General features: G+C 36.2%; 26 protein-coding genes. 13 read left to right on the forward strand and 13 right to left on the reverse strand.

What is annotated here, in order from left to right:
• Window positions 1-44 precede the first annotated feature (44 nt).
• Both nhaA and H4K33_RS12505 read right to left on the reverse strand, forming a co-directional pair.
• Window positions 45-1,388 (reverse strand): Na+/H+ antiporter NhaA, encoded by a 1,344-nt coding sequence (gene nhaA, locus H4K33_RS12500; protein WP_182649463.1) that lies wholly within the window; start codon window positions 1,386-1,388, stop codon window positions 45-47.
• 304 nt (window positions 1,389-1,692) lie between these two features.
• On the reverse strand, window positions 1,693-2,529 hold the full coding sequence (locus H4K33_RS12505) for a DUF4261 domain-containing protein (RefSeq protein ID WP_182649465.1): 837 nt from the start codon (window positions 2,527-2,529) through the stop codon (window positions 1,693-1,695).
• Window positions 2,530-2,763: 234 nt separating this feature from the next.
• On the opposite strand from H4K33_RS12505, the gene lipA reads away from it, so the two are divergent.
• From lipA to H4K33_RS12520, 3 genes are read left to right on the forward strand one after another with little or no spacing between them, the layout of a single operon-like run.
• Window positions 2,764-3,636, forward strand: coding sequence for a lipoyl synthase (gene lipA, locus H4K33_RS12510; RefSeq protein ID WP_182649467.1), 873 nt, complete (start codon window positions 2,764-2,766; stop codon window positions 3,634-3,636).
• 48 nt (window positions 3,637-3,684) lie between these two features.
• Window positions 3,685-4,695 carry a type I glyceraldehyde-3-phosphate dehydrogenase gene (gap, locus tag H4K33_RS12515; protein WP_182649469.1) on the forward strand — a complete coding sequence of 337 codons (1,011 nt, stop codon included), beginning with the start codon at window positions 3,685-3,687 and terminating at the stop codon, window positions 4,693-4,695.
• 1 nt (window position 4,696) lies between these two features.
• Window positions 4,697-5,245 carry a YdeI family protein gene (locus H4K33_RS12520; RefSeq protein ID WP_182649471.1) on the forward strand — a complete coding sequence of 183 codons (549 nt, stop codon included), beginning with the start codon at window positions 4,697-4,699 and terminating at the stop codon, window positions 5,243-5,245.
• Window positions 5,246-5,293: 48 nt separating this feature from the next.
• Here the strand turns inward: H4K33_RS12520 and yajC are convergent, their stop codons facing one another.
• From yajC to H4K33_RS12540, 4 genes are all read right to left on the reverse strand, one after another.
• Entirely contained in the window at window positions 5,294-5,569 is a 276-nt protein-coding gene (yajC, locus tag H4K33_RS12525; RefSeq protein WP_182649473.1) for a preprotein translocase subunit YajC, read from the reverse strand.
• A 21-nt stretch (window positions 5,570-5,590) separates the two neighbouring features.
• A complete protein-coding gene (locus H4K33_RS12530; RefSeq protein ID WP_182649475.1) occupies window positions 5,591-6,043 on the reverse strand; it encodes a DUF1573 domain-containing protein in 453 nt (150 codons plus the stop codon).
• 27 nt (window positions 6,044-6,070) lie between these two features.
• The gene (gene nusB, locus H4K33_RS12535) at window positions 6,071-7,012 is read right to left on the reverse strand and encodes a transcription antitermination factor NusB (protein WP_182649477.1); all 942 of its coding nucleotides are present in this window, start codon (window positions 7,010-7,012) and stop codon (window positions 6,071-6,073) included.
• Between the two features lie 251 nt (window positions 7,013-7,263).
• Window positions 7,264-8,091, reverse strand: a complete 828-nt coding sequence (locus H4K33_RS12540) for a siderophore-interacting protein (protein ID WP_182649479.1) — start codon at window positions 8,089-8,091, stop codon at window positions 7,264-7,266.
• Window positions 8,092-8,320: 229 nt separating this feature from the next.
• On the opposite strand from H4K33_RS12540, the gene udk reads away from it, so the two are divergent.
• The 6 genes from udk (at window position 8,321) to H4K33_RS12570 (ending at window position 14,143) form a co-directional block, all read left to right on the forward strand.
• Complete coding sequence (udk, locus tag H4K33_RS12545) at window positions 8,321-8,929, forward strand: uridine kinase (protein WP_182649481.1); 609 nt, start codon at window positions 8,321-8,323, stop codon at window positions 8,927-8,929.
• A gap of 27 nt (window positions 8,930-8,956) precedes the next feature.
• Window positions 8,957-9,280, forward strand: coding sequence for a septum formation initiator family protein (locus H4K33_RS12550; protein WP_182649483.1), 324 nt, complete (start codon window positions 8,957-8,959; stop codon window positions 9,278-9,280).
• An 18-nt stretch (window positions 9,281-9,298) separates the two neighbouring features.
• The gene (locus H4K33_RS12555) at window positions 9,299-10,660 is read left to right on the forward strand and encodes a methylmalonyl-CoA mutase family protein (protein WP_182649485.1); all 1,362 of its coding nucleotides are present in this window, start codon (window positions 9,299-9,301) and stop codon (window positions 10,658-10,660) included.
• A gap of 9 nt (window positions 10,661-10,669) precedes the next feature.
• A complete protein-coding gene (locus H4K33_RS12560) occupies window positions 10,670-12,103 on the forward strand; it encodes a methylmalonyl-CoA mutase family protein (RefSeq protein WP_182649487.1) in 1,434 nt (477 codons plus the stop codon).
• 113 nt (window positions 12,104-12,216) lie between these two features.
• Entirely contained in the window at window positions 12,217-13,464 is a 1,248-nt protein-coding gene (locus H4K33_RS12565) for a DEAD/DEAH box helicase (RefSeq protein ID WP_182649489.1), read from the forward strand.
• A 19-nt stretch (window positions 13,465-13,483) separates the two neighbouring features.
• Window positions 13,484-14,143 carry a vancomycin high temperature exclusion protein gene (locus tag H4K33_RS12570; RefSeq protein ID WP_182649491.1) on the forward strand — a complete coding sequence of 220 codons (660 nt, stop codon included), beginning with the start codon at window positions 13,484-13,486 and terminating at the stop codon, window positions 14,141-14,143.
• Between the two features lie 27 nt (window positions 14,144-14,170).
• Here H4K33_RS12570 and feoB read toward each other — a convergent pair whose 3' ends face one another.
• From feoB to recR, 3 genes are all read right to left on the reverse strand, one after another.
• Window positions 14,171-16,351, reverse strand: coding sequence for a ferrous iron transport protein B (feoB, locus tag H4K33_RS12575; RefSeq protein ID WP_182649493.1), 2,181 nt, complete (start codon window positions 16,349-16,351; stop codon window positions 14,171-14,173).
• Between the two features lie 21 nt (window positions 16,352-16,372).
• Window positions 16,373-16,606: a FeoA family protein gene (locus tag H4K33_RS12580; protein WP_182649495.1), complete on the reverse strand. Its 234-nt coding sequence runs from the start codon at window positions 16,604-16,606 to the stop codon at window positions 16,373-16,375.
• A 196-nt stretch (window positions 16,607-16,802) separates the two neighbouring features.
• A complete protein-coding gene (gene recR, locus H4K33_RS12585; protein WP_182649497.1) occupies window positions 16,803-17,423 on the reverse strand; it encodes a recombination mediator RecR in 621 nt (206 codons plus the stop codon).
• A gap of 199 nt (window positions 17,424-17,622) precedes the next feature.
• On the opposite strand from recR, the gene H4K33_RS12590 reads away from it, so the two are divergent.
• The gene (locus H4K33_RS12590) at window positions 17,623-19,122 is read left to right on the forward strand and encodes a sodium:solute symporter (protein WP_182649499.1); all 1,500 of its coding nucleotides are present in this window, start codon (window positions 17,623-17,625) and stop codon (window positions 19,120-19,122) included.
• Here the strand turns inward: H4K33_RS12590 and H4K33_RS12595 are convergent.
• Entirely contained in the window at window positions 19,102-19,461 is a 360-nt protein-coding gene (locus tag H4K33_RS12595; RefSeq protein ID WP_182649501.1) for a CoA-binding protein, read from the reverse strand. The two genes, H4K33_RS12590 and H4K33_RS12595, sit on opposite strands and share 21 nt — an antisense overlap.
• A gap of 173 nt (window positions 19,462-19,634) precedes the next feature.
• Here H4K33_RS12595 and H4K33_RS12600 point away from each other — a divergent pair, with 173 nt between their 5' ends.
• The 3 genes from H4K33_RS12600 to H4K33_RS12610 all read left to right on the forward strand — a co-directional run bounded on the left by H4K33_RS12600 (window position 19,635) and on the right by H4K33_RS12610 (window position 23,881).
• The gene (locus H4K33_RS12600; protein WP_182649503.1) at window positions 19,635-20,324 is read left to right on the forward strand and encodes an OmpW family protein; all 690 of its coding nucleotides are present in this window, start codon (window positions 19,635-19,637) and stop codon (window positions 20,322-20,324) included.
• Between the two features lie 115 nt (window positions 20,325-20,439).
• The gene (locus tag H4K33_RS12605; protein WP_182649505.1) at window positions 20,440-21,765 is read left to right on the forward strand and encodes an MATE family efflux transporter; all 1,326 of its coding nucleotides are present in this window, start codon (window positions 20,440-20,442) and stop codon (window positions 21,763-21,765) included.
• 124 nt (window positions 21,766-21,889) lie between these two features.
• The gene (locus tag H4K33_RS12610) at window positions 21,890-23,881 is read left to right on the forward strand and encodes a heavy metal translocating P-type ATPase (protein ID WP_220485323.1); all 1,992 of its coding nucleotides are present in this window, start codon (window positions 21,890-21,892) and stop codon (window positions 23,879-23,881) included.
• 183 nt (window positions 23,882-24,064) lie between these two features.
• Here H4K33_RS12610 and H4K33_RS12615 read toward each other — a convergent pair whose 3' ends face one another.
• From H4K33_RS12615 to H4K33_RS12625, 3 genes are read right to left on the reverse strand one after another with little or no spacing between them, the layout of a single operon-like run.
• A complete protein-coding gene (locus H4K33_RS12615) occupies window positions 24,065-24,667 on the reverse strand; it encodes a hypothetical protein (RefSeq protein WP_182649508.1) in 603 nt (200 codons plus the stop codon).
• The gene (locus tag H4K33_RS12620; protein ID WP_182649511.1) at window positions 24,657-25,169 is read right to left on the reverse strand and encodes a sigma-70 family RNA polymerase sigma factor; all 513 of its coding nucleotides are present in this window, start codon (window positions 25,167-25,169) and stop codon (window positions 24,657-24,659) included. The genes H4K33_RS12615 and H4K33_RS12620 overlap by 11 nt, the downstream gene beginning before the upstream one ends.
• 6 nt (window positions 25,170-25,175) lie before the next feature.
• Window positions 25,176-26,027 (reverse strand): TraB/GumN family protein, encoded by an 852-nt coding sequence (locus H4K33_RS12625; protein ID WP_182649513.1) that lies wholly within the window; start codon window positions 26,025-26,027, stop codon window positions 25,176-25,178.
• Window positions 26,028-26,397: the final 370 nt, after the last annotated feature.

A 26,397-nucleotide genomic window follows, 5' to 3' on the forward strand; every position in this document is an offset into this window, starting at 1 on the left:
CGAAGAGGAATGTCTTCGGCTTTTTTATTATATTTTATTATACTCTACTTCTTTGGTTTACCTACCATACTCAAGACAATAAATCCCAATAGACCACCTAAACCAGAAGCAATTAGAATTCCTAATTTTGCTTGACCAGGAAACTCTGGATGTAAATTAATATCGAAAGCAAGTTCGGTTACAAATAAGGACATTGTAAATCCAATAGAAGCTAATAATCCCAATCCGAATAGATTTTTATACGTCATTCCCGAAGGCATTTTTGCTACACCTAATTTAATAATAAGCGCTGTTAATCCAAAAACACCTAAGACCTTACCTACTAATAGACCTAAAGCCACACCTAGGGTAACTGCACTTAACCCTTCCCCTTCTCCCATGCTAATGGGAATGGCTGCATTGGCCAAAGCAAAAACAGGCATAACAAAAAAGGCAACAAAGTTGTGCATACTATGTTCTAAACGAATAGCTGGTGGTAAGCTGTTCTTAGCTAAATCTTTGATTTCACCTACACAATCCATTTGTTCTCCTGTTAAAGTTGGGATCTTATCATCCGGATCAATGCTGTTGAATCGATTTCTAAGTTGTTCTAATTTTTTGCGGAAGAAAGGTTCGTGAATTTTTGCTGTTGAAGGAATCGCAAAAGCAGCTAAAACTGCCGCAATTGTTGCGTGAACTCCAGATAGCATAAACGCCAACCAAATTCCTCCAATACCAATGATTGCATAGTAAACAGTATTTCGAATTCCAATCAAATTACTGATAATCAACAAGCCAAAAAAGCCTAAACCAATACCTAAATTGACTAGAGATAGCTGATCAGTATAGAAAATTGCAATAACCAAAACCGCTCCTAAATCGTCGGCAATTGCTAAAGCAGTCAAGAAAACCTTCAGTGAAGTTGGTACTTTATCTCCTAATAAATACAATACACCCAAGGCAAAAGCGATATCGGTTGCCATGGGAATTCCCCATCCATGAGCTGCATCTGTTCCTGCATTAAAAATTGCATATATTGAAGCTGGTACAACCATTCCTCCAATAGCTGCGATAATCGGCAACATTGCCTTTTTAGGTGAAGACAATTCTCCCGTTGTTAGTTCTCTTTTGAGTTCCAAACCAACAACAAAGAAGAAAATAGCCATCAATCCATCATTCACCCAATGTTTCAATGAGTGATTCAACGAAAAGTCATTAAATGAAAAAGCAATGTGATTTTCTTCCCAAAAAGCGGTGTATTGATCTGCCCAAGTAGAATTAGCCATAAAAATGGCAATCAAAGCAGCAATAAACAATATAATCCCCCCAGATGTAGACTTTTGCATAAATTTATTTACGGGCGCTACAATCCATTTATCTGCTGGTGTTAACTTCAGATTATCTTCCATTTCTTTTGAGTTTGTATAAATATTTAATAACAAATATAAGTTTCCTCTATCTTTTAACCAAGCAAACCTTTTATTTTTCAACATCCTCTAATTTAAAACACTTCTGTTTTTTGTTAGAATACTACCATTTTTCCAATTAAAAACTCATTTCAGTTGACAATAAATAAATTACCTCCTTATTTATTGCAAACTAATAAGCAACCTTCTAATTTTTACTGTATTTACATAAAAACATTTTTACTATTCATTCTAACAAATAGCAAAAGAAAAACGCTATCCTGAAAAGTGAATAGCGCTTTGTATCTTACATTTCTAATTTCAAAGTGTTTCCTTCGACAAATACACCTGGAGAAGAAGTAATATTTATCTTTTGTTCTGCTGTATAACCAAGTGTTTCTCCATGTTGAAACACAACATCACTACCAATTACATAAGAACATATATTGACTAGAAAACCATATAATTCATCAAGTGATAAAGAAGAATGAATCACTTCGATTTCTTGCTTACCAAAAGCAGTCAATCCATAGGTATAAATACTATTTCCTTCTTCTGAATTACGCAAACCGATATAGATCCACAACGGAACCAAAACTTTTTCTTCATTTAGTTCTTCTTTATAATCTAGATATTGTTCACGGGGTATTAGCAAGGTTTGACTGCCTTGATAGACTCCTACACAACTAGGTGTTGTTTCCATAATCGCATACAAAATACGAGAAAGCAACAAATAACGCTCTACGATAGACATAGAACCACTCATCACAGAAACAATCGCATGACTGTCAACTGCTTGCGTTTCCTCTATAACTTTTGGCCAATTATAAGCGAATTGTGCAGTATGTTTGATATCTTCCTCAGGAATTGCAGCGGGTATATAAGCGATGGCAAACATCGTACCTGCAATAGTTAAAACTGCAGTTGTATCGTCGTAATCTGTACCCTCGATTTCATATCCCCATTGTGTTGTAAGAACCTTTAATACAGCCTCAATACTGTATTTCTCACCATTTTCAAACATTGGCATCGCCAGTAAAAGACGTTCTTCCTCTGTTTCGGATGGTGCCGTTGTGTTTGTTGTTTCTTTTGTTTCTTTCAGTTCTTTGCCAGAATCTTTCTTAAACCAATTAAATAATCCCATAGCTATTTTTTTATTCAATCAAAATTAAGCAATACTTTAAACATACAGTTATATAAAACAAATAATTATTAGAGTATTCAACGAGTCTTCTCTTTGATCAAAAGAATTTTACTTAGAGCAAAATCACACAAAAAACCAGTATATTTCACGGATTCTCAACAGTTTTATAATTCCTAAAAAACCAAAGATAAAAGAGAAGATTTCAGTATATTTGTACTTTGATAAAATGAAAGTATGGATACAATCTTAGACAAAAATATACAACCACAAGCCAAACCAAAATGGTTGCGTGTAAAATTGCCTACAGGTAAAAAATATACTGAATTACGAGGTTTGGTTGACAAATACAAATTGCATACGATATGTACATCTGGTAGTTGTCCAAATATGGGAGAATGTTGGGGAGAAGGAACTGCTACTTTTATGATTTTAGGTAATATTTGTACGCGTTCATGTGGTTTTTGCGGTGTAAAAACAGGGCGTCCAGAAACAGTAGATTGGGATGAACCAGACAAAGTTGCTCGATCAATTAAATTGATGAACATCAAACATGCGGTATTAACCAGTGTTGACCGTGATGATTTAAAAGATGGAGGTTCAATTATTTGGTCAGAAACTGTAAAAGCGGTTCGACGCATCAGTCCTGGCACGACTATGGAAACGTTAATTCCTGACTTCCAAGGAGAAGAGCGCTTGTTAGATCGAATCTTAGAAGTATCTCCAGAGGTTATTTCTCACAATATGGAAACCGTTCGTCGCTTAACAAGAGAAGTGCGCATTCAAGCCAAATATGATCGCAGCTTAGCTGTGCTAAAATATTTAAAAGACAATGGCGCTAAACGAACTAAATCGGGAATCATGCTTGGATTAGGTGAAACGGAGGAAGAAGTAATCCAAACGATGCACGACTTAAAAGCAGTTGGTTTAGACGTTCTAACAATCGGTCAATATTTACAACCGAGTAAGAAACACTTACCAGTAAAAGAATTCATTACGCCTGAGCAATTCAAAAAATACGAAGAAATTGGGTTAGAATTAGGATTCAGACACGTTGAAAGTGGAGCGCTTGTACGTTCTTCTTACAAAGCTCAAAAACATATTTTATAATTATAATATAGATGGTCGCTTTTGAGCGACCATCTGCTTTTACAACCAATGAAAAATATTAAAGTTGCGATAAATGGATTTGGACGCATTGGCCGAAACCTCTTCAAGTTATTACTCAACCATCCTCTCATTGAAGTTGTGGCTATAAATGATTTAGCCGATGTGCAAACGATGGCACATTTACTCAAATACGACAGTATTCACGGAATCTTACAAGCGGATGTTACGTATGATGCTAATCACTTAATCATCAATCAACAAAAAATACCGTACTTCAGTGCAAGGGAAATAGCAAACTTACCTTGGGCATCCTTAGACGTGGACTATGTGGTGGAAGCAACGGGAAAAAGAAAAACGGCAGTGCTCTTGCAAGAACATTTAACCCAAGGTGCCAAGCGCGTTATTTTATCCGTTCCACCAGAAGACAACGAAATAAAAACCATTGTTTTAGGTGTAAACGAAGAGATTTTAACGGGTGAAGAACGCATCATCTCCAATGCAAGTTGCACCACAAATAATGCCGCTCCGATGGTTAAGATCATCAAGAAATTGTGTGGCATGGAACAGGCATACATTACCACGGTTCACTCCTATACAACTGATCAAAGCTTACATGATCAACCGCATAAAGATTTAAGAAGAGCACGTGGTGCTGCACAATCTATCGTTCCAACTACCACTGGTGCAGCCAAAGCTTTAACAAAGATTTTTCCAGAATACGAAGGAAAAATTGGCGGTGGCGGAATTCGAGTACCCGTTCCAGACGGATCTTTAACCGATATTACCTGCTATGTAAAAAGAGCCATTACAATTGAAGAAATCAATCAGGCATTTAAAGATGCCGCAGAACATGAACTAAAAGGCATCTTAGCTTATACGGAAGATCCTATTGTTTCTGTTGATATCATTGGGAACACCCATTCCTGTTTGTTTGACGCCCAGTTAACTTCGGTATTAGATCGCATGGTTAAAGTTGTGGGATGGTATGACAATGAGATTGGCTATTCCTCGCGTTTGATTGATCTTATTCTTTACTTCAACTCAATCAAAAAAGACTAGTATGCAATGGGAAATTGAACTAGCGCTTATTGAAGAGCTCTTTCAAAGCATGGATTTGGACGTGCGTGTACAATGGGGTGCAAATATTTACTATCACAATCAAGAAATGGTTGTTGCAGCAGGTGGATTCAAAAATTACTTTAGCATTTGGTTCTACAAAGGTGTTTTTCTCCAAGATAAACAGCAAAAGCTAATCAATGCACAGGAAGGAAAAACAAAAGGATTACGTCAATGGAGGTTTACCTCAGCACAAGAAATAGATCTTGAATTAATCCGCCAGTATACAGAAGAAGCCATTGCAATTGCTAAACAAAAAAGAGAACTTCCTTCGAATAATACGCCTATTATCATCGATGCGTTATTCGCTACTGCATTGAAAGAGGATCTTCTTTTACAAGAAAAATTTCAAGCATTGCCTCCTTACAAACAAAAAGAATATTACGCTTACTTTGCCGAAGCGAAAAGAGAAACTACGAAGCAATCGCGTATTGCAAAAGCAATACCATTAATATTACAGGGAAAAGGTTTAAATGACAAGTATAAAAAATAGGCATCTCAAATGAGATGCCTATTCTTTTATTATAAGATTGTTGTTTGCTTATTTTCTATCTTGAAGTTTTTGACTCATATCCATAGAGATAGCAGAACGCTCCATCAATAGTTTTCCTGCCATTGTTTCTACAACAACTGTTAATTCATTTAACTCAGCAATTCTTCCGTGTAAACCTGATTTAGTTATAATACGATCTCCTACTTTAAGACTAGCTTCGTATTCTTTTTCTTGTTTCATCTTTTTTTGTTGCGGGCGAATCATAAAGAAATAGATTGCAACAAAAATAAGAATCATGGGTAAAAATTGTTGGATTGATTCCATAAAATAGTAAGTATTAAAAAATTAGTTTGCTGGAGAAACGTTTGCTTTAATCGTTAAAAACTCTTCTCCTTTTTCTGTATTAGTAGTTAGGGTAACTGTTTTTTGTTGTTGCCCTACTGCTCCCGTTTGGAATCTAACTTTTAATGTTGATTTCTCTCCCGGTTTAATTGGTGTTTTTTGATATTCTGGAACTGTACATCCACAAGTAGCACGAGCATCGATAATTACTAAATCTGCATTTCCTGTATTCGTAAATTCAAATTCAGTTTCCACAGCTTCATTATTTCCAATTGTTCCAAAATCGTGTGATAAAGATACAAACTCCATTGCAGGTGTACCTTGATTTACTTTTGCCGTAGCTTCTTGTTCAATTTTTGCAACATTGTCTTCGTTAATACGACTTGACGCGTCAGTCTTTTTACAAGCGGTCATGCCTAACAATACTACACAAGACAGCATAAATACTTTTTTCATTTGCTCAGTTATTATGGTTAATTAGTCTTATAAAAGTCCTTTTCCAATTTTATTCAAACGGTCTTGCGCTTCTAGTTCTTTCGAAATATTGTCAAGAATCCCGTTGATAAATATACTACTTTTTGGTGTAGAATACTCTTTTGCTAGCTCTAAATATTCGTTTATTGTTACTTTTACTGGAATTGAAGAGAAACGCAACATCTCACAAATCGCCATTTTTAAAATAATAATATCGATAGCTGCAATTCGTTCTACGTCCCAATTAGGTGTTTTTCCATCGTATTCTTTTGCAAACTCAGCACCATTCAAAACTGTTCTACGATATAAATCCATTGCAAAGTCTTTATCCTCTGAATCTTTAAATACTTTAGGCACAAAGAAAGCTTGCTCTATATTTTTAAACTGTCTCAACTGTTTTTGAATCAATGTATTAACAACAGGCATATCATCTACCCAAGTTAGTTTTGTATCCTCTAAGAAATCGTATAACTTCTCGTTTGGCGCAATGATTTCTGTGTACAAATTCACAATAAAATCTTGATCCTCTTTAAAAGAACGCGTCGTCGATTTCATGTAATCTTTATACAATTGACTTGCTTTCACTTCGTCCAAGATTAATTGAACATAGTGATCTTTTCTTTGCCAGTACGTCATATTGCGTTCTTCCACTTTATTGCTAATAGAGGTAGAATTACTCAATAACTCAAGTACTTCGTTTTCGATAAATTTCTTGTTTGGATTGCGTTCTTCGTAAGTAGCTAAATGTTTTTTCTGAGAAATTTCGATGTATTCTTCTTCCTTTTTTCGAATTTCTATCAGGAGGGTTAGCATTAATAAGTATAACTCTTGTATACTATCCATGCTGTGGTTTAAAAATTTCTCACCTACTTGAATTTGGTCAGAATTACTTTGGTGCAGGGCATAAAGCGTCTGCATCACCTTGATACGAATGTGTCTTCGATTTAACATGCTACTAAAGAACTTAAAATGATTTGAATTTTTATTTCAGCCGACAAAGGTAATAAATAATATTTCTTATCAAACTAAATATTGGGATTCCTTCTTTAGATTTAACTTGATTTTACAAACTTTCCGTCTAGTACATTTCAAAAACAAAAAAAAACGAGACCCTTAGGCCTCGCTCTCCGATTTAATTAAAGGTATTGAATAGTGAATCTACCTCTTTGACAATACATACATGTAGGTTCAACTTGCATCTCTTATTCATCTAAACTCGCTTTTTCTGCGCGTCGATCAGCTTCTGAAACATTTTCAGCCTTTCCGAATTTCCAGTAAGAATACGCATAAAGTTCGTCTTTGGTCCAATTTTGCTCTTTACGCAAAAAGTTTCGCATAATCTTTACGGTAGAAAACTCCGCAGCTACATAGGCAAATTTGGATTCCATTTCTCCCTGTGCTTCAATATAAGCGACTGCTTTTTCGGCTAACTCAGTACTTTGTCCGGGTGTTGGATTGATGATCCATTCAATCGATGCACTAGCTTTTGTAGGTAGCACTTGAATATCTTCTTTTGTTTCTACTTCAATAAATGCTTGCGCCTGTACTCCTGCAGGTAAATCTTCTAAAATTGCTCCCAATACAGAAATTGCTGTTGCATCTCCTACTAAAACATAGCGATTAGCTTTCGGATATAACACTGCTGCTTCAGTTCCCATTGCTACGCCTAGCTCTGCCCCTATGGGTGCTTGAATAGCCCATTTAGATGCAGGCCCTTCATCGCCATGTGCAACAAAATCAACATACAACTCATTTGTTTCTAAATTAATTCCCCTGTGTGTATACGTTCGAACACTCGGACGAATCGCTTCATCCATAGGAACCCACTGTCCCTTTTCGAAATCAAACTCAGGTAAGTGAACTCGATCACATCCTTCTGGAGCTAAAAAAATCTTATTATTTACTCCTATAGTCGTTTGACTGAATTTTTGTGCATCAGGGCCTTCCAAAGTAATGCGTATATAATGCGGTGTGATATAAGTTCTATTCTTTAATCTAAATATTCCTCGATCTATCGTTTTCTTAGCCATATATCTTTAATTTATACAAGTCTCGTTATCTTATTGTTGGATAACAAATATAACTCTTTTAAATTAGATTAAGTTTAAATAATATATTGACTCATCGAATAATCCAATACAATCCTCTTTTTGTCTACCTGCTCCACCTTCCTAAAAGGTTTAACAACATCCTAAAACCAAAAAATGTTTTTCCCTTCATTAGATTAATTTCTATTTTTGCTAAAAATTAAAAACACACATGTTAATTATTGGAATTGCAGGAGGAACAGGAAGTGGTAAAACAACCGTAGTTCACCAAATCATGAACGAACTACCTGAAACAGAAGTAGGTATTATATCACAAGATTCGTATTACAAAGCGACTGACAACCTGAGTTTAGAAGAGCGTACCCTGATCAATTTTGACCACCCTAGGTCTATTGATTTTGATCTTTTGGTTCAACATCTCAAAGAATTAAAAGAAGGAAAAAGTGTGAATCAACCCGTTTATTCGTTTGTTAAACACAATAGAACAGATGATTATATACTTACACACCCTCGAAAAGTAATGATTGTTGAAGGGATTTTAATTTTGTGTAATCCAGAATTAAGAGAACTGTGTGACATTAAGATCTTTGTACATGCAGATTCTGATGAGCGATTAATCCGTCGATTAAAACGCGATATTGCAGAACGTGGACGCGACATGATGGAGGTTTTAAATCGTTATCAAAACACGTTGAAGCCTATGCACGATCAATTCATCGAACCATCAAAAGCATATGCAGATATCATTATTCCTAACGATACGTATAATACCGTAGCAATTGATATTGTTCGTACTGTAATTAATGAGAAAATAGGTTAACTTTATACCACATAAATAATAACGCCAATGGATTCTAAAAGTATGCTTCGCAAATTACGATACATCCGAATAGTAAAAAACCCGTTTTTTTTAATAACCATTGGTTTTATTGTTTGGATCGTTTTTTTTGACAGTTATTCTCTTGTCGAACACCATACAATTGATCAGGAAATAGATAAATTAGAAGAAAGAAGAGATTACTTTCAAGGAGAGATCGACAAAGACAAACAATCCATCAAAAACTTGAAAGATGGAGATGCGATAGAAAAATACGCAAGAGAAAAATATTACATGAAGCGAGATAACGAAGATATCTATATCATTGAGTTTGATACTCTATCTTCTAAGTAACCCCGACAATTAAATACCATGAACAACTCACTTTTCGACGAATTTAATTCTATTCCTTCCAAACAATGGAAAAATAGAATTCAATACGAACTACATGGAGCTGATTACAACGAAACCTTAGTTTGGGAAAGTTTAGAAGGTATTAAAGTACGTCCCTTCTATCATGGAGATGACAGTCGGGTAATTGCTGTTTCGACACAAACGTCTCAAGCGCAGATGGCACATCCTATTTACATACAAGATGTAGAAAAAACCATCCTAAATGCTAAGGCCATCCTACAAAAAGGAACAGAAAGTATTTATTTTACCGTACCGCACGCCAACATCGATTTGGAACAATTACTTCGTGCTTTACCTCGAGAAGTTGTTTATTTTTTTAGGTGTTCTTTTTTAGAGGAGACTTATCTACACAAACTTGCGCTTTGGGCAGAACAACACCAGTATACGATTCATATTCTTGTTGATCCAATCCATCAGTTACTCTCAGATGGCAACTGGTTTCACAATGTCGAACAAGACTTCAAGATCTTGGAATCACTACTAAGTAAACATCAATCCGTGTGTCTTGTTATTGATACCAAACGATATCAAAATGCGGGAGCGAATACCATTCAACAGGTAGCCTATGCGTGCAGTCATTTCAATGAATACCTCACGCGATTAACAGCAATCAAACAACCTCTTTTTATTGAAGTAGCTATGGGGTCCAATTATTTTTTTGAAATAGCAAAACTCAAAGCGTTGCGTATTTTATTTGACTTAATTGGAAAGGAATACAAAGAACATCAATTGGATTGTAAAATTATTGCCACCCCAACCAAGCGCAATAAAACTGTTTATGCTTCCAAAATCAATCAAATGCGCACGGCAACAGAATGCATGAGTGCTTTTTTGGGTGGGGCTGATTATGTAGGTAATGTACCTTTCGATGCTTTGTATCGAAAAGACAATTTCGCCAGTCAGGAAATGGCCCGAAATCAATTGTTTATCCTAAAGAATGACAGCTATACTACCGCGGTTAACAACCCAACAGAAGGCGCATATTACATAGAGGATCTCACCAAACAAATAGCAGAAAAAGCATTAGATATTTTCAAGCAAATAGAAAAAGCAGAAGGATTTATCACCTCCTTGCATCAAGGTACTATTCAGCGTAAAATAGAAGAATCTGCAACCAAAGAACAAGAATTATTCCGATCGAATCAAGAAATTTTGGTTGGGATAAATTCGCTAGCCAGTACGAGAGAACAACTCCATGATCAACTAGAACTATATCCTTTTGTCAAGCAAAATCCGCGCAAGACCTTAATTATACCACTCATTGAACGACGTTTGGCTGAGTTAGAAGAACAAAGAAGATTAACAGCGGAAACTAAATAAGCTTATTGTATGAAAAGAAAGGATTTACAACATTTGAATTTGAATTCTACTTCATTCAATACAGGGCCAATGTCGGCTGCTTGTACTGTTATTGAGGGAATAGATATCCGACAAAATTACACGGCAAAAGAAGTTGAAGATATAGAACCCATTGATTTTGCTGCCGGATTTGCTCCTTTTGTTCGAGGAATATCATCTTTAATGTATGTACAACAACCGTGGAATATTCAACTTTTACCTGCTACTCATGCGTTAGAAGCGGGTAATACTTCCTATCGAAAACAAATTGCATTGGGGCAAAAGAATCTTCTTTTTGATCTATCCTCTCAAACTACAGCTGGAAGTTTGACTATTCAGACGGTAGAAGATGTAAAAATTCTTTTAGCGCAATTGCCTCTAGCTGAAATAACAACCACTATTCGCACCAATGAAGCACTTCTTCCTTTGTTTGCTATGTACCTTGTTGCTGCACAAGAACTAGGCATAGACACCAAACATTTACGCGGAAATTTGCAATATGATGTGCTCGATTTTACAACAGATTCAGCTCCTTCTTTGCAAAAAGCTATTCTTGATAGTTTAGTTTATACTGCACAATATATGCCACACTTCAAGGTATTATCGCTTTCAAATGGCTATTTAAAAAAGATAAACAGTACTGCTGACCAAGAAGTTGCCTATAGTTTAGCTCAAGGATTAGCCTTGGTTACTGCTGGGATAAAAGCTCAACTTCCTGTTGATTACGCAGCATCACAAGTGGTCTTTTCTTGGACAGTTGGAGTCAATTACTTCATGGAAATAGCCAAGATGAGAGCCACTCGCTTGCTTTGGTCTAAATTAATTAGTTCATTAGAGCCAAAGAACGAACAAACGCTCGCCTTACCTATTCAAGCGCAAACCCAAACTTGGGGAACTGAAACTACTGGTGATTTAACACCCACTACATTAGCAGCTACAGCAGCTATCTTTGGAGGTGCACAAGCGCTTGCCATCGCCTTTGACCATCCTTCTTATGGAGAACATACTGCTTTACAACTTCACAAATTCATCCAAGAAGAGATGAAAGCTACAAAAACAGTGGATCCTTGGGCGGGTAGTTACTATGTTGAACACACAACGTTAACCCTTGCAGAACAAGCATGGAATACTTTAAAGACTATTAACTCCGCAGACTCAATCGCTCATCTTGTAACACAGGTTGCGTTACAAAAAGAATCTAGTCAACAACGAGATACTGATACAACTAGTGCTATCGATCCGATACAAGTTCAACGTACAGCGTCTATAAAAGCACAGCGCGACACTAAAAAAGTGGAAGCAGCATTAACTCAGTTATCCCAAGCAGCTGCCAATCCAAACGCTAATTTATTAGCTCTTGCTATTGACGCTGCAAAAGAAAGAGCTACAACGGAAGAGATTCAGCTCGCACTGCTTTCAAAATAAACTAACAAACTAATAAGCAAGTAATTAAAAATATTAATCCTGCCTTTTTTGGGTGGTATTTCGTTAGTTACCTTCAAATCGCGTACCTTTGTGTGATTATATAAATAGCGATTATGACATTTGAAGATTTACAGCTTAATAAAAATATTCTACGCGCCATTGGGGAGCTTGATTATCAAACCCCAACTCCTATCCAACAAAAAGTAATTCCCTTGGTTTTACAAGAAAAGGATGTCATCGGTTGTGCTCAAACGGGAACAGGAAAAACGGCTGCTTTTGCCATGCCTATTCTCCACTATTTACATCGATTAGGAAATACTAAACGCACCAAAAATGCTCGTGTACTAGTAGTTACTCCAACCAGAGAATTAGCCCAACAAATCGCAGATAACTTTTCGCTATACGCCAAATATACGAATGCTACCCTAATGACCATTTACGGTGGTGTTTCAAGTAAACCCCAAATTGAACAATTAAACAAAGGCGCTGATATTATTATTGGTACACCTGGACGATTGTTGGATTTATACAAACAGAAACACCTCAATTTAGATCATCTTCACTTTTTAGTACTTGATGAAGCGGATTTGATGTTGGACATGGGATTCATTGACGACGTAAAAAAATTAATTCAAGTTACTCCTGATACTAGACAGACTTTACTGTTTTCGGCAACCATGCCTTTACCTATTCGCGAATTGGCACACGACTTTTTGAAAAAACCAGAATATGTTGCTGTGGACGCAATCTCTTCTAGTGCTAAAACCGTAAAACAACAAGTGTATTTTGTTGAAAAAGGAGAAAAGAAAAAGCTCTTATATCACATCATTCGCAATCAAAAGCTAAGTGATGTATTGGTATTTACTAGAACCAAGCACGGAGCGGATGCTGTAGTAGAAGCTCTACAAAAAAACGGTGTTAATGCAGCTTCATTTCACGGCGATAAATCGCAAAATTTGAGACAAGAAGCTTTGGATAGTTTCAAGAAAAAGGAAATTAAAGTATTAGTAGCCACCGATATTGCAGCTCGTGGTATTGATATTGACTCACTTCCAATTGTTATTAATTACGATTTACCCAATATTCCTGAAACTTTTGTACACCGTATTGGTCGTACAGGAAGAGCGGGAAATGAAGGATTAGCTATTTCTTTCTGTGACAAATCAGAAAAACCGTATTGGGAAGCCATTGTCAAGTTTACGCGTACGCAACCTAAAACTATTTCTGATCATCCATTTCCTTGGAAAGAAGAACCCAAAAAAGGAGAAGCTGCACCAAAAAAAGACTATAGAAACAAGTCTAAAAACGCCAATTCACGTAAATCAGAGAATTCGAAGAAAAATAAAAAACGCTGGTATTAATACCGTTTAATTCCACACCATGAAAAAAATTATCTTTAGCATCGGAATCTTAAGTATTCTTGTGTTACTGTTTATTTGGATAGCGAATGTTCAAGTATCATCTAGCACGAAAGAACAGCTTTTTGATACCGTTGATCACATTCCCTACAACAAAGTAGGTATGGTTTTAGGAACCGCAAAGCAATTAAATGGCGGTCAGCTCAACTATTACTTCACCTATAGAATTGAAGCTGCGGCAAAGCTTTATCACGCTGGTAAAATTAGTTTTATTGTCGTGAGTGGAGACAATAGTCGTACAGGGTACAATGAGCCAAAAGATATGGAAGAAGCACTAATAGAGCAAGGTGTACCTAAAGATCATATCTATTTAGACTATGCGGGGTTTCGTACCTTAGACTCCGTTTACCGAATGAAAGCTATTTTTAACGAAGATTCTTTTACGATTATCTCACAGCCTTTTCACAATGAAAGAGCCGTGTATATAGCGAATCACTTACAGCTAAAAACAGTTGGGTTCAACGCTCAAGATGTGACGCGTAAATACGGTTTTAAAACCTTATTACGTGAAAAATTCGCCCGAGTAAAAGTACTACTCGATAATTTAATCAATAAGAAACCAAAATATTTAGGTTCACCAATTCTCATTGGAGAAGGTCTAAAACAAGAAAAAGTCGAGTAAATACTCGACTTTTTTATTCTTCTATTATTATGTAAACAAGTGCCAAATTTGCGTAACGGTAAAGCAAACAATTAAACCAAAAATGATTGGCATAATAGAAGCAACTGTCGTCCATTTCACACTGTGTGTTTCTTTGTATATCGTGTAAATAGTTGTACTACAAGGATTGTGTAACAAACTAAATAACATAAGGTTAACTCCGGTTAAGGTGGTCCATCCTGCCATCTGTAAGATAGTTGCAATTTCGCCATCCGATACTTCAAACATTACTCCTGCACCTTCGCCAATCGCGGCATCTCCCAATACCATCGCTGTCAGCATTAAAATAGTAGGAATAACAATCTCATTTGCTGGAATTGCTACAATGTAAGCTAATAAAATCACCCCATTCAAGCCAATAAGCATAGCAAAAGGATTCATTCCCTCGATCATCCAAAGAGCAATACTCTTGTCTGCGATATCAATATTACACACTAACCAAATAACTGCTCCTGCAGGAGCGGCGAACACAACTGCACGCCAAAGAACGATAAGCGTACGATCAATTAATGAGGTATAAATAGTTTGCCACACTTTTGGAGGTCGATAAGGTGGTAATTCTAACGTAAAGAAAGAAGATTCACCCTTTAGCATAGTTTTCGATAACAACCACGATGTAAAAAAGGTAAATGAGATTCCTAGAACTACGATACCTACCACCGCTAAAGTTGACACCGTATTGGCTAAATACTTAGGAACTAATGCTCCAATAAAAATAGTAGCCATTAAAATTTGCGTTGGCCAACGTCCATTACACAGGGAGAAATTATTGGTTATAATAGCAATTAGTTTCTCACGAGGGCTATTGATAATACGCGTCGCAACAACACCAGCCGCATTACAACCAAATCCCATACTCATGGTTAACGCTTGTTTACCATGTGCTCCTGCACCCTTAAAAATTCGATCGAGATTAAACGCTACACGAGGTAAATATCCGAAATCTTCCAAAAGAGTAAACAGTGGAAAGAAAATAGCCATTGGAGGTAACATCACAGCAACTACCCAGGCCGTTGCTAAATAAATCCCATCAATCAAGAAGCCTGTCAACCACCAAGGAAAATGTAAACTTATTGCTCCTTCTTTCAAAAAGGGGTATACTTGTTCCAACAAGAGATAAGACAACGCACTAGAAGGGTAATTTGATCCAATAATGGTTAACCATAGTATTCCGCCTAACATTAAAAGCATCAAAGGAAATCCCCATCGCTTACTTGTTACCACCTTATCTATCGCGCGATCCATGCGAAACGCCCGTTGATTATCATCTACCTGAACACGTCCCTTCACCATAGTAGAGACTTGTGAAAAAATTGCTTCTGCCACATTATCAGAATAATCCAGTCCTAAAGCTTCTTGATACTTTTTGGCTTTTGCAACAATCGGTCGAATTTGTTGTTCAGTTACAGACGCAGTTAGCGTTCCACTTAAGAGAGCTGTTTCAATACTTGGGTCTTGTTGAATTAAACGCATAGCAATCCAAGATACACTTGGTAAACTAGGATCAACCGCTTGCAAATCTGAGGCAATATCTTGGACGGCCTTTCTAGAACTGCCAGAAATCCCTGTAATATTCTTTTGTTCTGCTACAAATTTTCCTTTCGCTACCTGATCAATCGCATGTAATAAATCAGTAATCCCCTCCTTATTACGCGCCGAAGTAGGGATAACAGGCACTCCGAGATCTCGGGATAATCCTCGAACATCAATCTCTACGCCATGTCGTTTAGCTTCATCCATTAAATTTAAACAAACGACAACTTTAGTGGTAATTTCTTGAATTTGAACCACTAAACTCAAATGGCGTTCCAATCGTCCGGCATCAACAACGACTACCGTTACATCGGGTTCACCAAATAAAATGAAATCACGAGCTACTTCTTCGTCTTCTGAAGTAGACATCAGCGAATACGTCCCAGGTAAATCAACCAATCGATACGTCTGATCACTGTACAGAAAGCTTCCTTCTGCACGTGTTACCGTTTTTCCTGGCCAATTTCCCGTATGTTGTTTTAACCCCGTAAGGGCGTTAAATATTGTACTTTTTCCTGTGTTCGGATTTCCTGCTAAGGCAACAACATAATCGTATTTACCCGATAAATTACCAAGCTTTTTTAAATCAGCAGCTTGGTTTAAATCACATAATTCACAGGCAGAATTTGTTTTCATATCCTTTCCTTTCTTCTATAATTAATCCTCTGCTTCTAATAAAACCATAGAGGCATCCTCTTTACGCAAAGAAATAATTGTGTTGTATATGACATAGGCTACCGGATCTTTTAAGGGACTAATACTGTGCACGCCAATGGTTGCACCAGCGACAAATCCCAAATCTAGAAAACGTTGATGCACTTCTCTTGGGCAACCTTTTGCGATTCCCTTGATAAGACCTTTATCCCCCATTTTTAAATCCGATAAATTCATACACTACTTTTTGTTTAGATGTACAAAATTACAAAATTAGACAAGTCTAACAATAAATTTAGCGTAATTTATAGTTTTTAAAAATAGTGCAATACCTAACTTGAGGTTTAAAAGAAGATTAAACAAGGCATAGGTTGTCCTTCCTCATAAACGAACAAGCTTACAAAGACAAAATAAATACAATAAAATAAAGCTATTAAATGGCTTTAAAAGCATTTTCAAATGGAACACGATGAACTAAACTGCGACCCAAAGTTACTTCATCCGCATATTCTAATTCATCGCCAACGGCAATACCCCGAGCAATTGTTGAAGTGATCACCTCACAATCTTTAATTTGCTTGTAAATAAAAAAGTTGGTTGTATCTCCATCCATAGTCGAACTCAAAGCAAAAATCAGTTCTTTAACACTCCCTGTTTTTACTTTTTCTACGAGTGATTGAATGTTCAACTGACTGGGTCCTATCCCATCAATGGGAGAGATTTTCCCTCCTAATACATGATAAATCCCCTTATACAATTGCGTGTTTTCTAAAGCCATGACATCGCGTACGTCTTCAACTACACAAATAACCTGTTGATCTCGAGAAGGATTCGAACAAATTTCACAAATTTCAGCATCTGAAATATTATGACAACTCGAACAATAGATAATCTCTTGACGCATTTTATCCAAAGCGCTAACAAGACGCGAAGTTTGATCTTCTGGTTGTTTCAATAAGTGCAACGCTAATCGCAAAGCAGTACGCTTACCAATTCCAGGTAGTTGTGAAATTTCTTCTACTGCTTTTTCTAATAATTTTGAAGGGAAATCCATGGCACAAAGATATAAAATATACAATTATTTTCCATGGTTTTGTCTATAGAGCAAAGTCACTTTTAGCATTCTTCTTAATGGAGATCATAGGATTTGAACTCCCCTTACCCCCCCTTGTCTTTTCCATAAAGAAGATAGGTCTGTATAACTAAAATTTACTTACTTTTGATTTTATACAACAACAAAAAGAACTTGTGCAATGACGCCACTAACTATCATTATTATTATCGCTGTTTACTTTGGGATACTAATTTCCATTTCTCATCTAACGAGTAAAAAAGACAGTAGTAATGATGCTTTTTTTAGTGCAAACAAAAATGCAAAATGGTATTTAGTTGCTTTTGGAATGATTGGTACTGCCCTCTCAGGAGTAACCTTTATCTCGGTTCCAGGAGAGGTAGGTTCGCCCAACGGAGAGCAATTTAAATATTTTCAATTCATCTTGGGAAATGCTGTTGGTTTTATTATCACAGCTTCGATTTTACTTCCGCTCTACTACAAGTACAACCTCGTTTCTATCTATACCTATATTGAAAAAAAACTGGGTTTTTACAGCTATAAAAGTGCTGCTTCTATTTTTTTACTCAGTAGAACTATCGGATCTGCTTTTCGTTTATACCTGGTTGTCATTGTATTACAGCGTTATGTGTTTGACTATTTTGGCATTCCCTTTTTTGCTACCGTACTCATTGCACTACTCCTCATCTATGCGTATACTTATAAAGGGGGATTAAAAACCATTATTATTACTGATTCACTGCAAACTTTTTTCTTGGTATCGTCCGTCATCTTGACGATTATTTTTATCTGCTACCAATTGGATTTATCAGCAATACAAGCTTTTGAAGAAGTAAAAAACAGCAACTATTCTAAGGTCTTTTTCTTTGAAGATTTTATGGGTAACCGTTATCACTTCATCAAGCAATTCTTAGGCGGTATTTTTGTAACCGTTGCTATGGTGGGATTGGATCAAGATTTGATGCAGAAAAATTTAAGTTGTAAAAACATCAAAGAAGCACAAAAAAACATGTACTCTTTTACTGGAATTTTCGTACTTGTCAACCTACTTTTCTTGGGGATTGGAGCTTTGCTTTATATCTATGCCAACAACCAAGGAATTGAAGTGCCCTTAGATACAATCACGCAAAAACCGAGAACGGACTTGTTGTTTCCGGAAATTGCCTTCAATCACTTGTCTATTGTTCCTGCTTTGGTTTTCTTATTGGGATTAACTGCAGCTACTTTCGCAACTACAGATTCTGCTTTGACTGCACTTACCACATCTTTTTGTATTGACTTCTTGCATATGGATAAACAAAAAGATAATCCTTCGAATGTTTGGAAGAGAAAACTCGTTCACTTTGGTTTCTCTATCCTTATGTTTTTAGTGATTATACTTTTCAATGCCATCAATGACGCTTCTGTCGTGAGTATGATTTTTAAAATAGCATCTTATACGTATGGTCCACTATTGGGCTTATTTAGCTTTGCGATATTCTTTAAAAATCGCCAGGTGAAGGACAAACTCGTTCCTTATATTTGCCTACTAGCGCCTTTTGCTACACTTTGGTTTAGCAATCACGCTAGTACGCTCTTAAATGGTTATGTTTTCGATAACGAATTAATCGTAGTCAATGCGTTAATCACACTTATTTTGCTATTGTGCATTAGTTCCAAATCAAAATTGATTCGTGCGTAACAGGACAAGGGTACAAGCTTCTTCGTATCCAATGTTATTTTTAATTAACTGCTTGTAAAAATCTGGATTTTCAGTACCAGGATTAAAGATTACTCTATTGGGTTTTAACTGAATAATATAAGCGTAAAAATCTTCTTGTCGCTGTGGGTTTAAATATAAACTCACTGTATCGATATCGTTATACGGTTGCAATTCAGTTTCAATGTCGACATCTAAAACTTGCCCTTTTCTCAATCCATGAGCTACCACTTCATGCCCATATTCACGCAACATGCGTATGGCTTTATTGGAATAGCGCTCCTCATTGGTAGAAGCGCCAAGTACGATTGTTTTCTTCATATTTCTTTAATTTTACCTTTACAATTAAATATACTAATTTATCTTAAATAAAACAATAATACATCTTCTTTAAAATTTCATTAAAACAAAATCATAACCCAATGATAAAAATCATGTTTTTATACTAAAACAAGAAATACATTTGTTCTAGTATAATTGTAATACAGATAACTATGAAAAAGCTATTTCTATCATTATTAGGAGCTGTTTTATTAATGGGTAATACAGCAACTGCTCAAGAAACACCGACAAACGAAAAAGAATCGTACAAATGGCAAGTACGCCTAAGAGGTGTAGGAGTAATTCCTCACAATAGAGCTGACATTAGCACTATCGGAGGGCAAATAGATGTGAATAACAACTTTATTCCAGAGCTTGACTTTACGTACTTCTTTACAGAAAACATTGCTGCAGAGTTAATCTTAGGTACCTCTAGACACACAGTTGGAACTTTAGGTTCTGATTTAACTCCAGTAGATCTAGACCCCGTAGCGAATGTAGACCTAGGTAGTGTATGGTTATTACCTCCAACTTTAATGGTGCAATACCATTACCCTGTAACTAATAACTTTAAACCGTATGTTGGAGTTGGGGTGAACTACACGATTTTCTACAACGAAAAATCAGGTACAGCAAAAGATATTTCATACGATAATAAATTTGGTTGGGGATACCAATTTGGATTTGATATTGACATCACAGATAAATTCTTCATCAACGTTGACTTCAAAAAATTATTCTTGAAAACAGACGTAACGGTAGATGCTACAAATCTAAATCCAGCAGGAACACAATTAGATATTCCAGCTAAAGTAAAAATCGACCCTATGTTAATTGGTTTTGGTGTAGGAATGCGTTTTTAATTCATACAATTAATTTTTTTTTTATAAATGTTCTTAATCCTAAGGGGTTAGGAACATTTTTTTTGCTCTCCGTTTTTGTCGATCTTTGCCTACCAAGTACAAAGCGACACAATACATGGATCAACCGATTACCTTTAAAGGGATTAACAAACTGGCTATACCTGCTATATTTTCTGGAATATCTGAATCGATCATTACCTTAACGGATATTGCTATTGTGGGGAATATCAAAGAAAACAGTGTTGAAGCTCTAGGTGCTGTAGGGTTAGTAGGTTCTTTCTTATCGGCTATTATTTGGGTAGTTGCCCAAACCAAAACATCACTTTCTGCTACAGTCTCTCAACATTACGGTTCGAATCGTCTTACGGCAATCAAAACACTAATACCCCAAGCCATCTTGTTCAATTTTGCATTGAGTGTTTTTTTATTTTTGACCACTACTTTTTTCGTGCACGAAATTTTTACCGCCTACAATGCGGAAGGATTATTGCTTACCTATGCGAAAGAATATTACTTGATCCGCGCCTGGGGATTTCCTTTAACGCTAATTACTTTTGCTTTATATGGTATCTTTAGGGGACTGCAAAACACGATTTGGGCTATGAAATGCAGTCTAACTGGGGCAGCACTTAATGTTGTTCTTACCTATATTCTCGTTTACGGAATAGAGGGTTTTATCCCTGCTTATCACATCAAAGGTGCAGCTTATGCAAGTGTAGTTGCTCAAACCATTATGCTTGTAATGGCTTTTTACTATTTCTTCAAGCACACTCCTTTTTCGATGCGTATCAGCAAAAACGTGAATCCTACATTAAAGCCCTTTATTAACATGAGCTTTAATTTTATCATCCGAACCGCTACCCTAAACGTGGCGATATATTTAGCCAATGCTTATGCAACAGGTTACGGAAAAAGCTTTATCGCTGCACAAAGTATCCTGATGAATATTTGGCTCTTCTTTTCCTTTTTTATTGATGGTTATGCAACAGCAGGAAATGCCATGGCCGGAAAACTATTTGGAGAACGCAACTATACAGCTATGTGGCAAATGAGTAAAGCTATTAGTCGATACGCCATCATTATCTCCATTATTCTCATCGCAATTTGTTTTGCCTTTTATGAGCAAATTGGCTTATTATTCAATCAAGATCCTGAAGTAATTCTCGTTTTTACTTCTGTTTTTTGGATCATTTTATTAGTACAACCCATCAATTCCCTCGCCTATATTTACGATGGTATATTTAAAGGTATGGGCGATGCCAAATTCTTGCGAAACAACCTGATCTTTGCTACGTTTTGTGGCTTTCTACCTACTCTATTGCTCTTAGATTATTTAGGTTTTCAATTATACAGTGTTTGGATTGCCTTTGCTGTATGGATGTGCTGTAGAAGCTTTCCGTTGATGTTTGTTTTTAAAAAGAAATACGTAGAAAAAGGTTGACGGTTAACTGTTTGTCATTTGCCGTTAACTGTTAACCAATGTAGCAGTGTTGCAAACTTGATTCCCTCCTATTTATATTGTACAGAAGTACTTAACTTTGTATATAGAATAAATATAAATAGATATGATACATCAAGATAAAGACAGTTGTTGCAATTCAAAGCTTGAATTCAACAATAAACCACCGCATAAACACGACCATAATCACGGCAATGACGATCATAGCCATGATGATCACGATCACAATCACGGTGAAATGAGCAGCAAGTACGCTATTGGATTTAGTATTGTGATGTTTTTCTTAGGCGTACTCTTTGCTAATATACTTAAAGCCGAATGGTTTATCAACAACCCTACGCTTCGCGTGTTATGGTATCTAGCGGCTTACGTGCCTGTTGGGTTACCCGTTCTCAAAGAAGCTTTTGCTCTTTTACTCAAAAAAGATTTTTTTAATGAGTTTTCCTTGATGGGAATTGCTACGTTAGGTGCATTTGCCATTGGTGAGTATCCCGAGGCAGTCGCAGTAATGTTATTCTATACGATTGGGGAAATGTTTCAAGAGTCGGCTGTTAACAAAGCAAAAGGCAATATTAAAGCGCTCTTGGATATTCGTCCAAATGAAGCGAGTGTATTTAGAAATAACGTCTTTACGATTGTTAACCCAGAAGAGGTTACTATCGGAGAACGCATTCAAGTCAAAGTAGGGGAAAAAATTCCGTTAGATGGTGAACTTCTTTCTGATAAGGGGAGTTTCAATACTGCGGCACTAACAGGAGAAAGTAAACCTTCTACCTATAAAAAAGGAGAAACAGTATTGACGGGAATGATCAATTTGGAACAGGTGATTGAGATTCGAACAACCAAGTTATATCAAGACAGTTCTCTGGCTAAAATACTAGAAATGGTACAAGAGGCTAGTGCTCGTAAAGCGCCAACCGAATTGTATATCCGAAAATTCGCCAAAGTATATACCCCTATTGTATTCTTTTTAGCTGTACTCTTAACCATTGTTCCATTCTTTTTCTTAGGAGATGACTATGTATTTACTCAATGGTTAGAACGCGCGTTGGTATTCCTAGTTATATCTTGCCCTTGTGCCTTAGTTATTTCTGTTCCTTTGGGCTATTTTGGAGGAATTGGAGCTGCTTCTAGAAATGGAATTCTATTTAAGGGGTCTAATTTCTTAGAACTAATGGCTAAGCTCGATTTGGTTGTTATGGATAAAACAGGAACCTTAACAGAAGGAGTTTTTAAAGTTCAAAAAGTAGAGACTACCCTCCCACAGGACCATTTTGTACAACTGGTGGCCGCGATCGAAAAACAATCAACGCATCCTATTGCTAAAGCCATCGTAGAGGCTTATCCAACGAATTTAGTAGCAGAAAATGTACGAGAAATATCTGGTAAAGGTTTAGTCGGTGCGATTGATGGACAAGAGATTCTGGTTGGAAATGCAGCATTGCTCACTCATTTTTCTATTGCATTTCCCAATGAAATACACGATATCGTTGAGAGTATCGTTGTTGTTGCCTTATCCAATTCTTATGTAGGTTATATCACGATTGCTGATGAAATCAAAATAGATGCTAAAGAGGCCATTCGCTTAATGAAATCAATGGGTGTACAAAAAACGGTAATGCTCAGTGGTGATAAAGATACCATTACCCAAAAAGTAGCCAAGGAAACAGGTATAGATGTTGCGCTAGGAGGATTACTTCCTGAAGGAAAAGTTGAACAGGTAGAAAAATTAAAAAAAGAATACCCTACGAGTTCAATTGCCTTTGTGGGAGATGGAATTAATGATGCACCTGTATTAGCGTTAAGCGATGTTGGTATTGCTATGGGCGGATTGGGTAGTGATGCCGCTATTGAAACGGCCGATGTCGTTATTCAAACAGATCAACCCTCAAAAATAGCTACTGCTATACACATTGGAAAAGAAACCCGTAAAATTGTTATTCAAAACATTACACTTGCACTGGTTATTAAAATTATTGTATTGATCCTAGGTGCTGGTGGAATTGCTACTATGTGGGAAGCCGTTTTTGCAGACGTAGGTGTTGCTTTACTCGCTATCTTGAACGCCGTTCGAATTCAGAAAATGAAATTTATATAATTTATTACGCATAAAAAACGTCCTACTCAATAGGACGTTTTTTTATACTTAATATTGTTTATAGGCAACATATGCACCGATACATATACCCATAAGAAACAGTTTAAAAGCAAAACGAATGCTATCCTGTTTACCACTAGAGGTTTGTTCTATTTTCATTTTCATTACATATTTACGATACAATTAATCCTCAGTTATCATTTTAAATTGATCTAACGTTTCTTTTATTTGCTTGAGATAGCGTCCATACAGGCGTTTAATCCAATATTTACATACAAGAAATACGAATAGACAAAGACCAATAAGATAAATAATAAAATATACATTAGTAAATAGTCTTCCCATTTTATCCAATGAAAATCCTATAAAGAAAGGGATAAAGAAAATAACAAAAGGAGCGATGGAGCAACAGAAATTCTCATACAGTTGAACGTACATACGTGTATGAAAATAAACCTCATACAAGCTATCTCTTGAATTCATCTCAAAAGTACTAGAAGTACGATAAAAAATCGCCATCTTTATAATATAGTAAAATGACACAAAGGCAAATAACAAGTAAACAACATAAAATAGCGATCTATTTTCTTCAGGTATAGTATAAAGTTGAGGAAAAAAAGCTATTCCAACAATACTTACAGATTGCAGCAAGATATCTTTCAATGCATTCTTGCGAATGCGATCCAATGGTAAACGATCTATAGACGAAACCAATGATTCTTCAGTCAGTTTAGGTGTGCTAATTTCTTGTGACGCCCAAGATTTCTTTATATCATCAAAATTCATATCCTTTACGCTTTATTATTTCTTGTAGTTTATTTTTTGTTCGATTCAATTTAACTCTAGCATTTCCTTCTGATATTCCGAGATTTTCACCAATTTCACTATGGGAAAATCCTTCCAAATACAAAAAGATCAATGCTTTTTCAACGTCATTTAGTTCGTGAATAGCCTTGTATAGTAACTGTATTTGTTGTTCTGCGTCTGAATCCACTTCTTCATTGCGCAAATCATCTTGTCCTGCATCTAGTCTAAACGTAACCTTCGAACGCTTACTGTCCTTTTTAAAAAAAGTAATTGCTGTATTCAAACAAACACGATACATCCACGTGGAGAATTGGCTATTACCCTTAAAACCACTATAGGACTTCCAAAGCTGACATACCATTTCCTGATATAAATCTTCTTGATCCGTCTTTTCGTCCATGTAGAGTTTGGCTATCTTAAACAAGATACCCTTATGATCATTTACTCGTTCTAAAAATTCTCTTTCTATATTGATCTGCACAAAATCTTACTTTAAAACTGCTGTTACGGTAAATCCCTGGTCTCTCAACAACTGTATTACACCCTTTTCACCGGCTAAATGTCCAGCACCCACTGCAAAAAGCGTTGCCTGCTCCGGCATTTGATCAACCATCTGAATTATCCATTTCTCATTTCGATCATCTAATAATTTCACCTTTCCTTCTTCAGACATAAACAAGGGATCCGTAGCTGACTGATACAATGCTTCAATATCTTCTTGCTGAAATGCCGTTGCCATATGATGATAATTTTCCTCAAAATCATCTTCTAGCTTTAATTGAGTTAAGATCTCTTTTGCAGTGTAGAAGGACGAAGTAATTTCTACTTGATCTTTAAAGTGTTCTAAACCACCAATTCTTTTATTTTGACGTACCCCTACCTCTAATACTTCCATGTCATATCCTTTTACTTCACACGGAATAACTTTCATTGCCATCAAGCCCATTAATCCAATTGGAGCTAAATAATCTACTGTAGTTAGTGAAATATTGTACTTCTCCAACAATAATTCTTTCAATTCAACTTGCTCGGCTTCATTTAATTGAGAGGATAGAGAAACGGATGAAAACATCAGTTCTTGCAAATTTTCCATTTCTTTAGGATCAGTAAGATTGACTTCTAAAACAATTTGATCCACATCTTGAATCGCCTTTTCTACCTTTTCTTGCAATTTCAAATCCGCTACACATACCATATGAAACGTACCTAACAAATAAGAAGGTGACTTCAAGCCATTTCCCTGAATTTCCCAGAGAATAGATTTCTCCAGATTTTGTTGCGAAAAAACACTACTAAAAGAGAGTACAAAAAAGAAGGTAATAAGAAATAAACGGTTCATGTGCATTGTATTAATGTATGTTTAAAGAGTTAGTACACAAAATACAAAAACGTTACATTAAATAAGTGAGTTTTTTTTTGTTGTTTGTTCGTTGTTTGTTGAGAGGATTTTTCGATTAAAAACGTTCAACCGTATTTAGGGATGTTCAACTAGCAACCTACGACAAACAACCTACGACAAACAACCTACGACAAACAACCTACGACAAAAAAAAAAAGCGAACTCTCGTTCGCCACTGATCACAGTTAACAGTTCACTGATAACCAAAAACAAAAAAGCCTGACTACTTACGTAATCAGGCTTTTCAAAAGAAGGGCGACGACATACTCTCCCACCTTACGGCAGTACCATCTGCGCTAGCGGGCTTAAC

The sequence above is a fragment of the Myroides sp. WP-1 genome (assembly GCF_014145635.1).
Lineage (GTDB): Bacteria > Bacteroidota > Bacteroidia > Flavobacteriales > Flavobacteriaceae > Flavobacterium.

Excerpts from the sequence above, each read along its gene's own strand:
- nhaA (WP_182649463.1), bottom strand. The coding sequence starts at position 1,388 with ATGGAAGATAATCTGAAGTTAACACCAGCAGATAAATGGATTGTAGCG.
- H4K33_RS12505 (WP_182649465.1), bottom strand. The coding sequence starts at position 2,529 with ATGGGATTATTTAATTGGTTTAAGAAAGATTCTGGCAAAGAACTGAAA.
- lipA (WP_182649467.1), top strand. The coding sequence starts at position 2,764 with ATGGATACAATCTTAGACAAAAATATACAACCACAAGCCAAACCAAAA.
- gap (WP_182649469.1), top strand. The coding sequence starts at position 3,685 with ATGAAAAATATTAAAGTTGCGATAAATGGATTTGGACGCATTGGCCGA.
- H4K33_RS12520 (WP_182649471.1), top strand. The coding sequence starts at position 4,697 with ATGCAATGGGAAATTGAACTAGCGCTTATTGAAGAGCTCTTTCAAAGC.
- yajC (WP_182649473.1), bottom strand. The coding sequence starts at position 5,569 with ATGGAATCAATCCAACAATTTTTACCCATGATTCTTATTTTTGTTGCA.
- H4K33_RS12530 (WP_182649475.1), bottom strand. The coding sequence starts at position 6,043 with ATGAAAAAAGTATTTATGCTGTCTTGTGTAGTATTGTTAGGCATGACC.
- nusB (WP_182649477.1), bottom strand. The coding sequence starts at position 7,012 with ATGTTAAATCGAAGACACATTCGTATCAAGGTGATGCAGACGCTTTAT.
- H4K33_RS12540 (WP_182649479.1), bottom strand. The coding sequence starts at position 8,091 with ATGGCTAAGAAAACGATAGATCGAGGAATATTTAGATTAAAGAATAGA.
- udk (WP_182649481.1), top strand. The coding sequence starts at position 8,321 with ATGTTAATTATTGGAATTGCAGGAGGAACAGGAAGTGGTAAAACAACC.
- H4K33_RS12550 (WP_182649483.1), top strand. The coding sequence starts at position 8,957 with ATGGATTCTAAAAGTATGCTTCGCAAATTACGATACATCCGAATAGTA.
- H4K33_RS12555 (WP_182649485.1), top strand. The coding sequence starts at position 9,299 with ATGAACAACTCACTTTTCGACGAATTTAATTCTATTCCTTCCAAACAA.
- H4K33_RS12560 (WP_182649487.1), top strand. The coding sequence starts at position 10,670 with ATGAAAAGAAAGGATTTACAACATTTGAATTTGAATTCTACTTCATTC.
- H4K33_RS12565 (WP_182649489.1), top strand. The coding sequence starts at position 12,217 with ATGACATTTGAAGATTTACAGCTTAATAAAAATATTCTACGCGCCATT.
- H4K33_RS12570 (WP_182649491.1), top strand. The coding sequence starts at position 13,484 with ATGAAAAAAATTATCTTTAGCATCGGAATCTTAAGTATTCTTGTGTTA.
- feoB (WP_182649493.1), bottom strand. The coding sequence starts at position 16,351 with ATGAAAACAAATTCTGCCTGTGAATTATGTGATTTAAACCAAGCTGCT.
- H4K33_RS12580 (WP_182649495.1), bottom strand. The coding sequence starts at position 16,606 with ATGAATTTATCGGATTTAAAAATGGGGGATAAAGGTCTTATCAAGGGA.
- recR (WP_182649497.1), bottom strand. The coding sequence starts at position 17,423 with ATGGATTTCCCTTCAAAATTATTAGAAAAAGCAGTAGAAGAAATTTCA.
- H4K33_RS12590 (WP_182649499.1), top strand. The coding sequence starts at position 17,623 with ATGACGCCACTAACTATCATTATTATTATCGCTGTTTACTTTGGGATA.
- H4K33_RS12595 (WP_182649501.1), bottom strand. The coding sequence starts at position 19,461 with ATGAAGAAAACAATCGTACTTGGCGCTTCTACCAATGAGGAGCGCTAT.
- H4K33_RS12600 (WP_182649503.1), top strand. The coding sequence starts at position 19,635 with ATGAAAAAGCTATTTCTATCATTATTAGGAGCTGTTTTATTAATGGGT.
- H4K33_RS12605 (WP_182649505.1), top strand. The coding sequence starts at position 20,440 with ATGGATCAACCGATTACCTTTAAAGGGATTAACAAACTGGCTATACCT.
- H4K33_RS12610 (WP_220485323.1), top strand. The coding sequence starts at position 21,890 with ATGATACATCAAGATAAAGACAGTTGTTGCAATTCAAAGCTTGAATTC.
- H4K33_RS12615 (WP_182649508.1), bottom strand. The coding sequence starts at position 24,667 with ATGAATTTTGATGATATAAAGAAATCTTGGGCGTCACAAGAAATTAGC.
- H4K33_RS12625 (WP_182649513.1), bottom strand. The coding sequence starts at position 26,027 with ATGAACCGTTTATTTCTTATTACCTTCTTTTTTGTACTCTCTTTTAGT.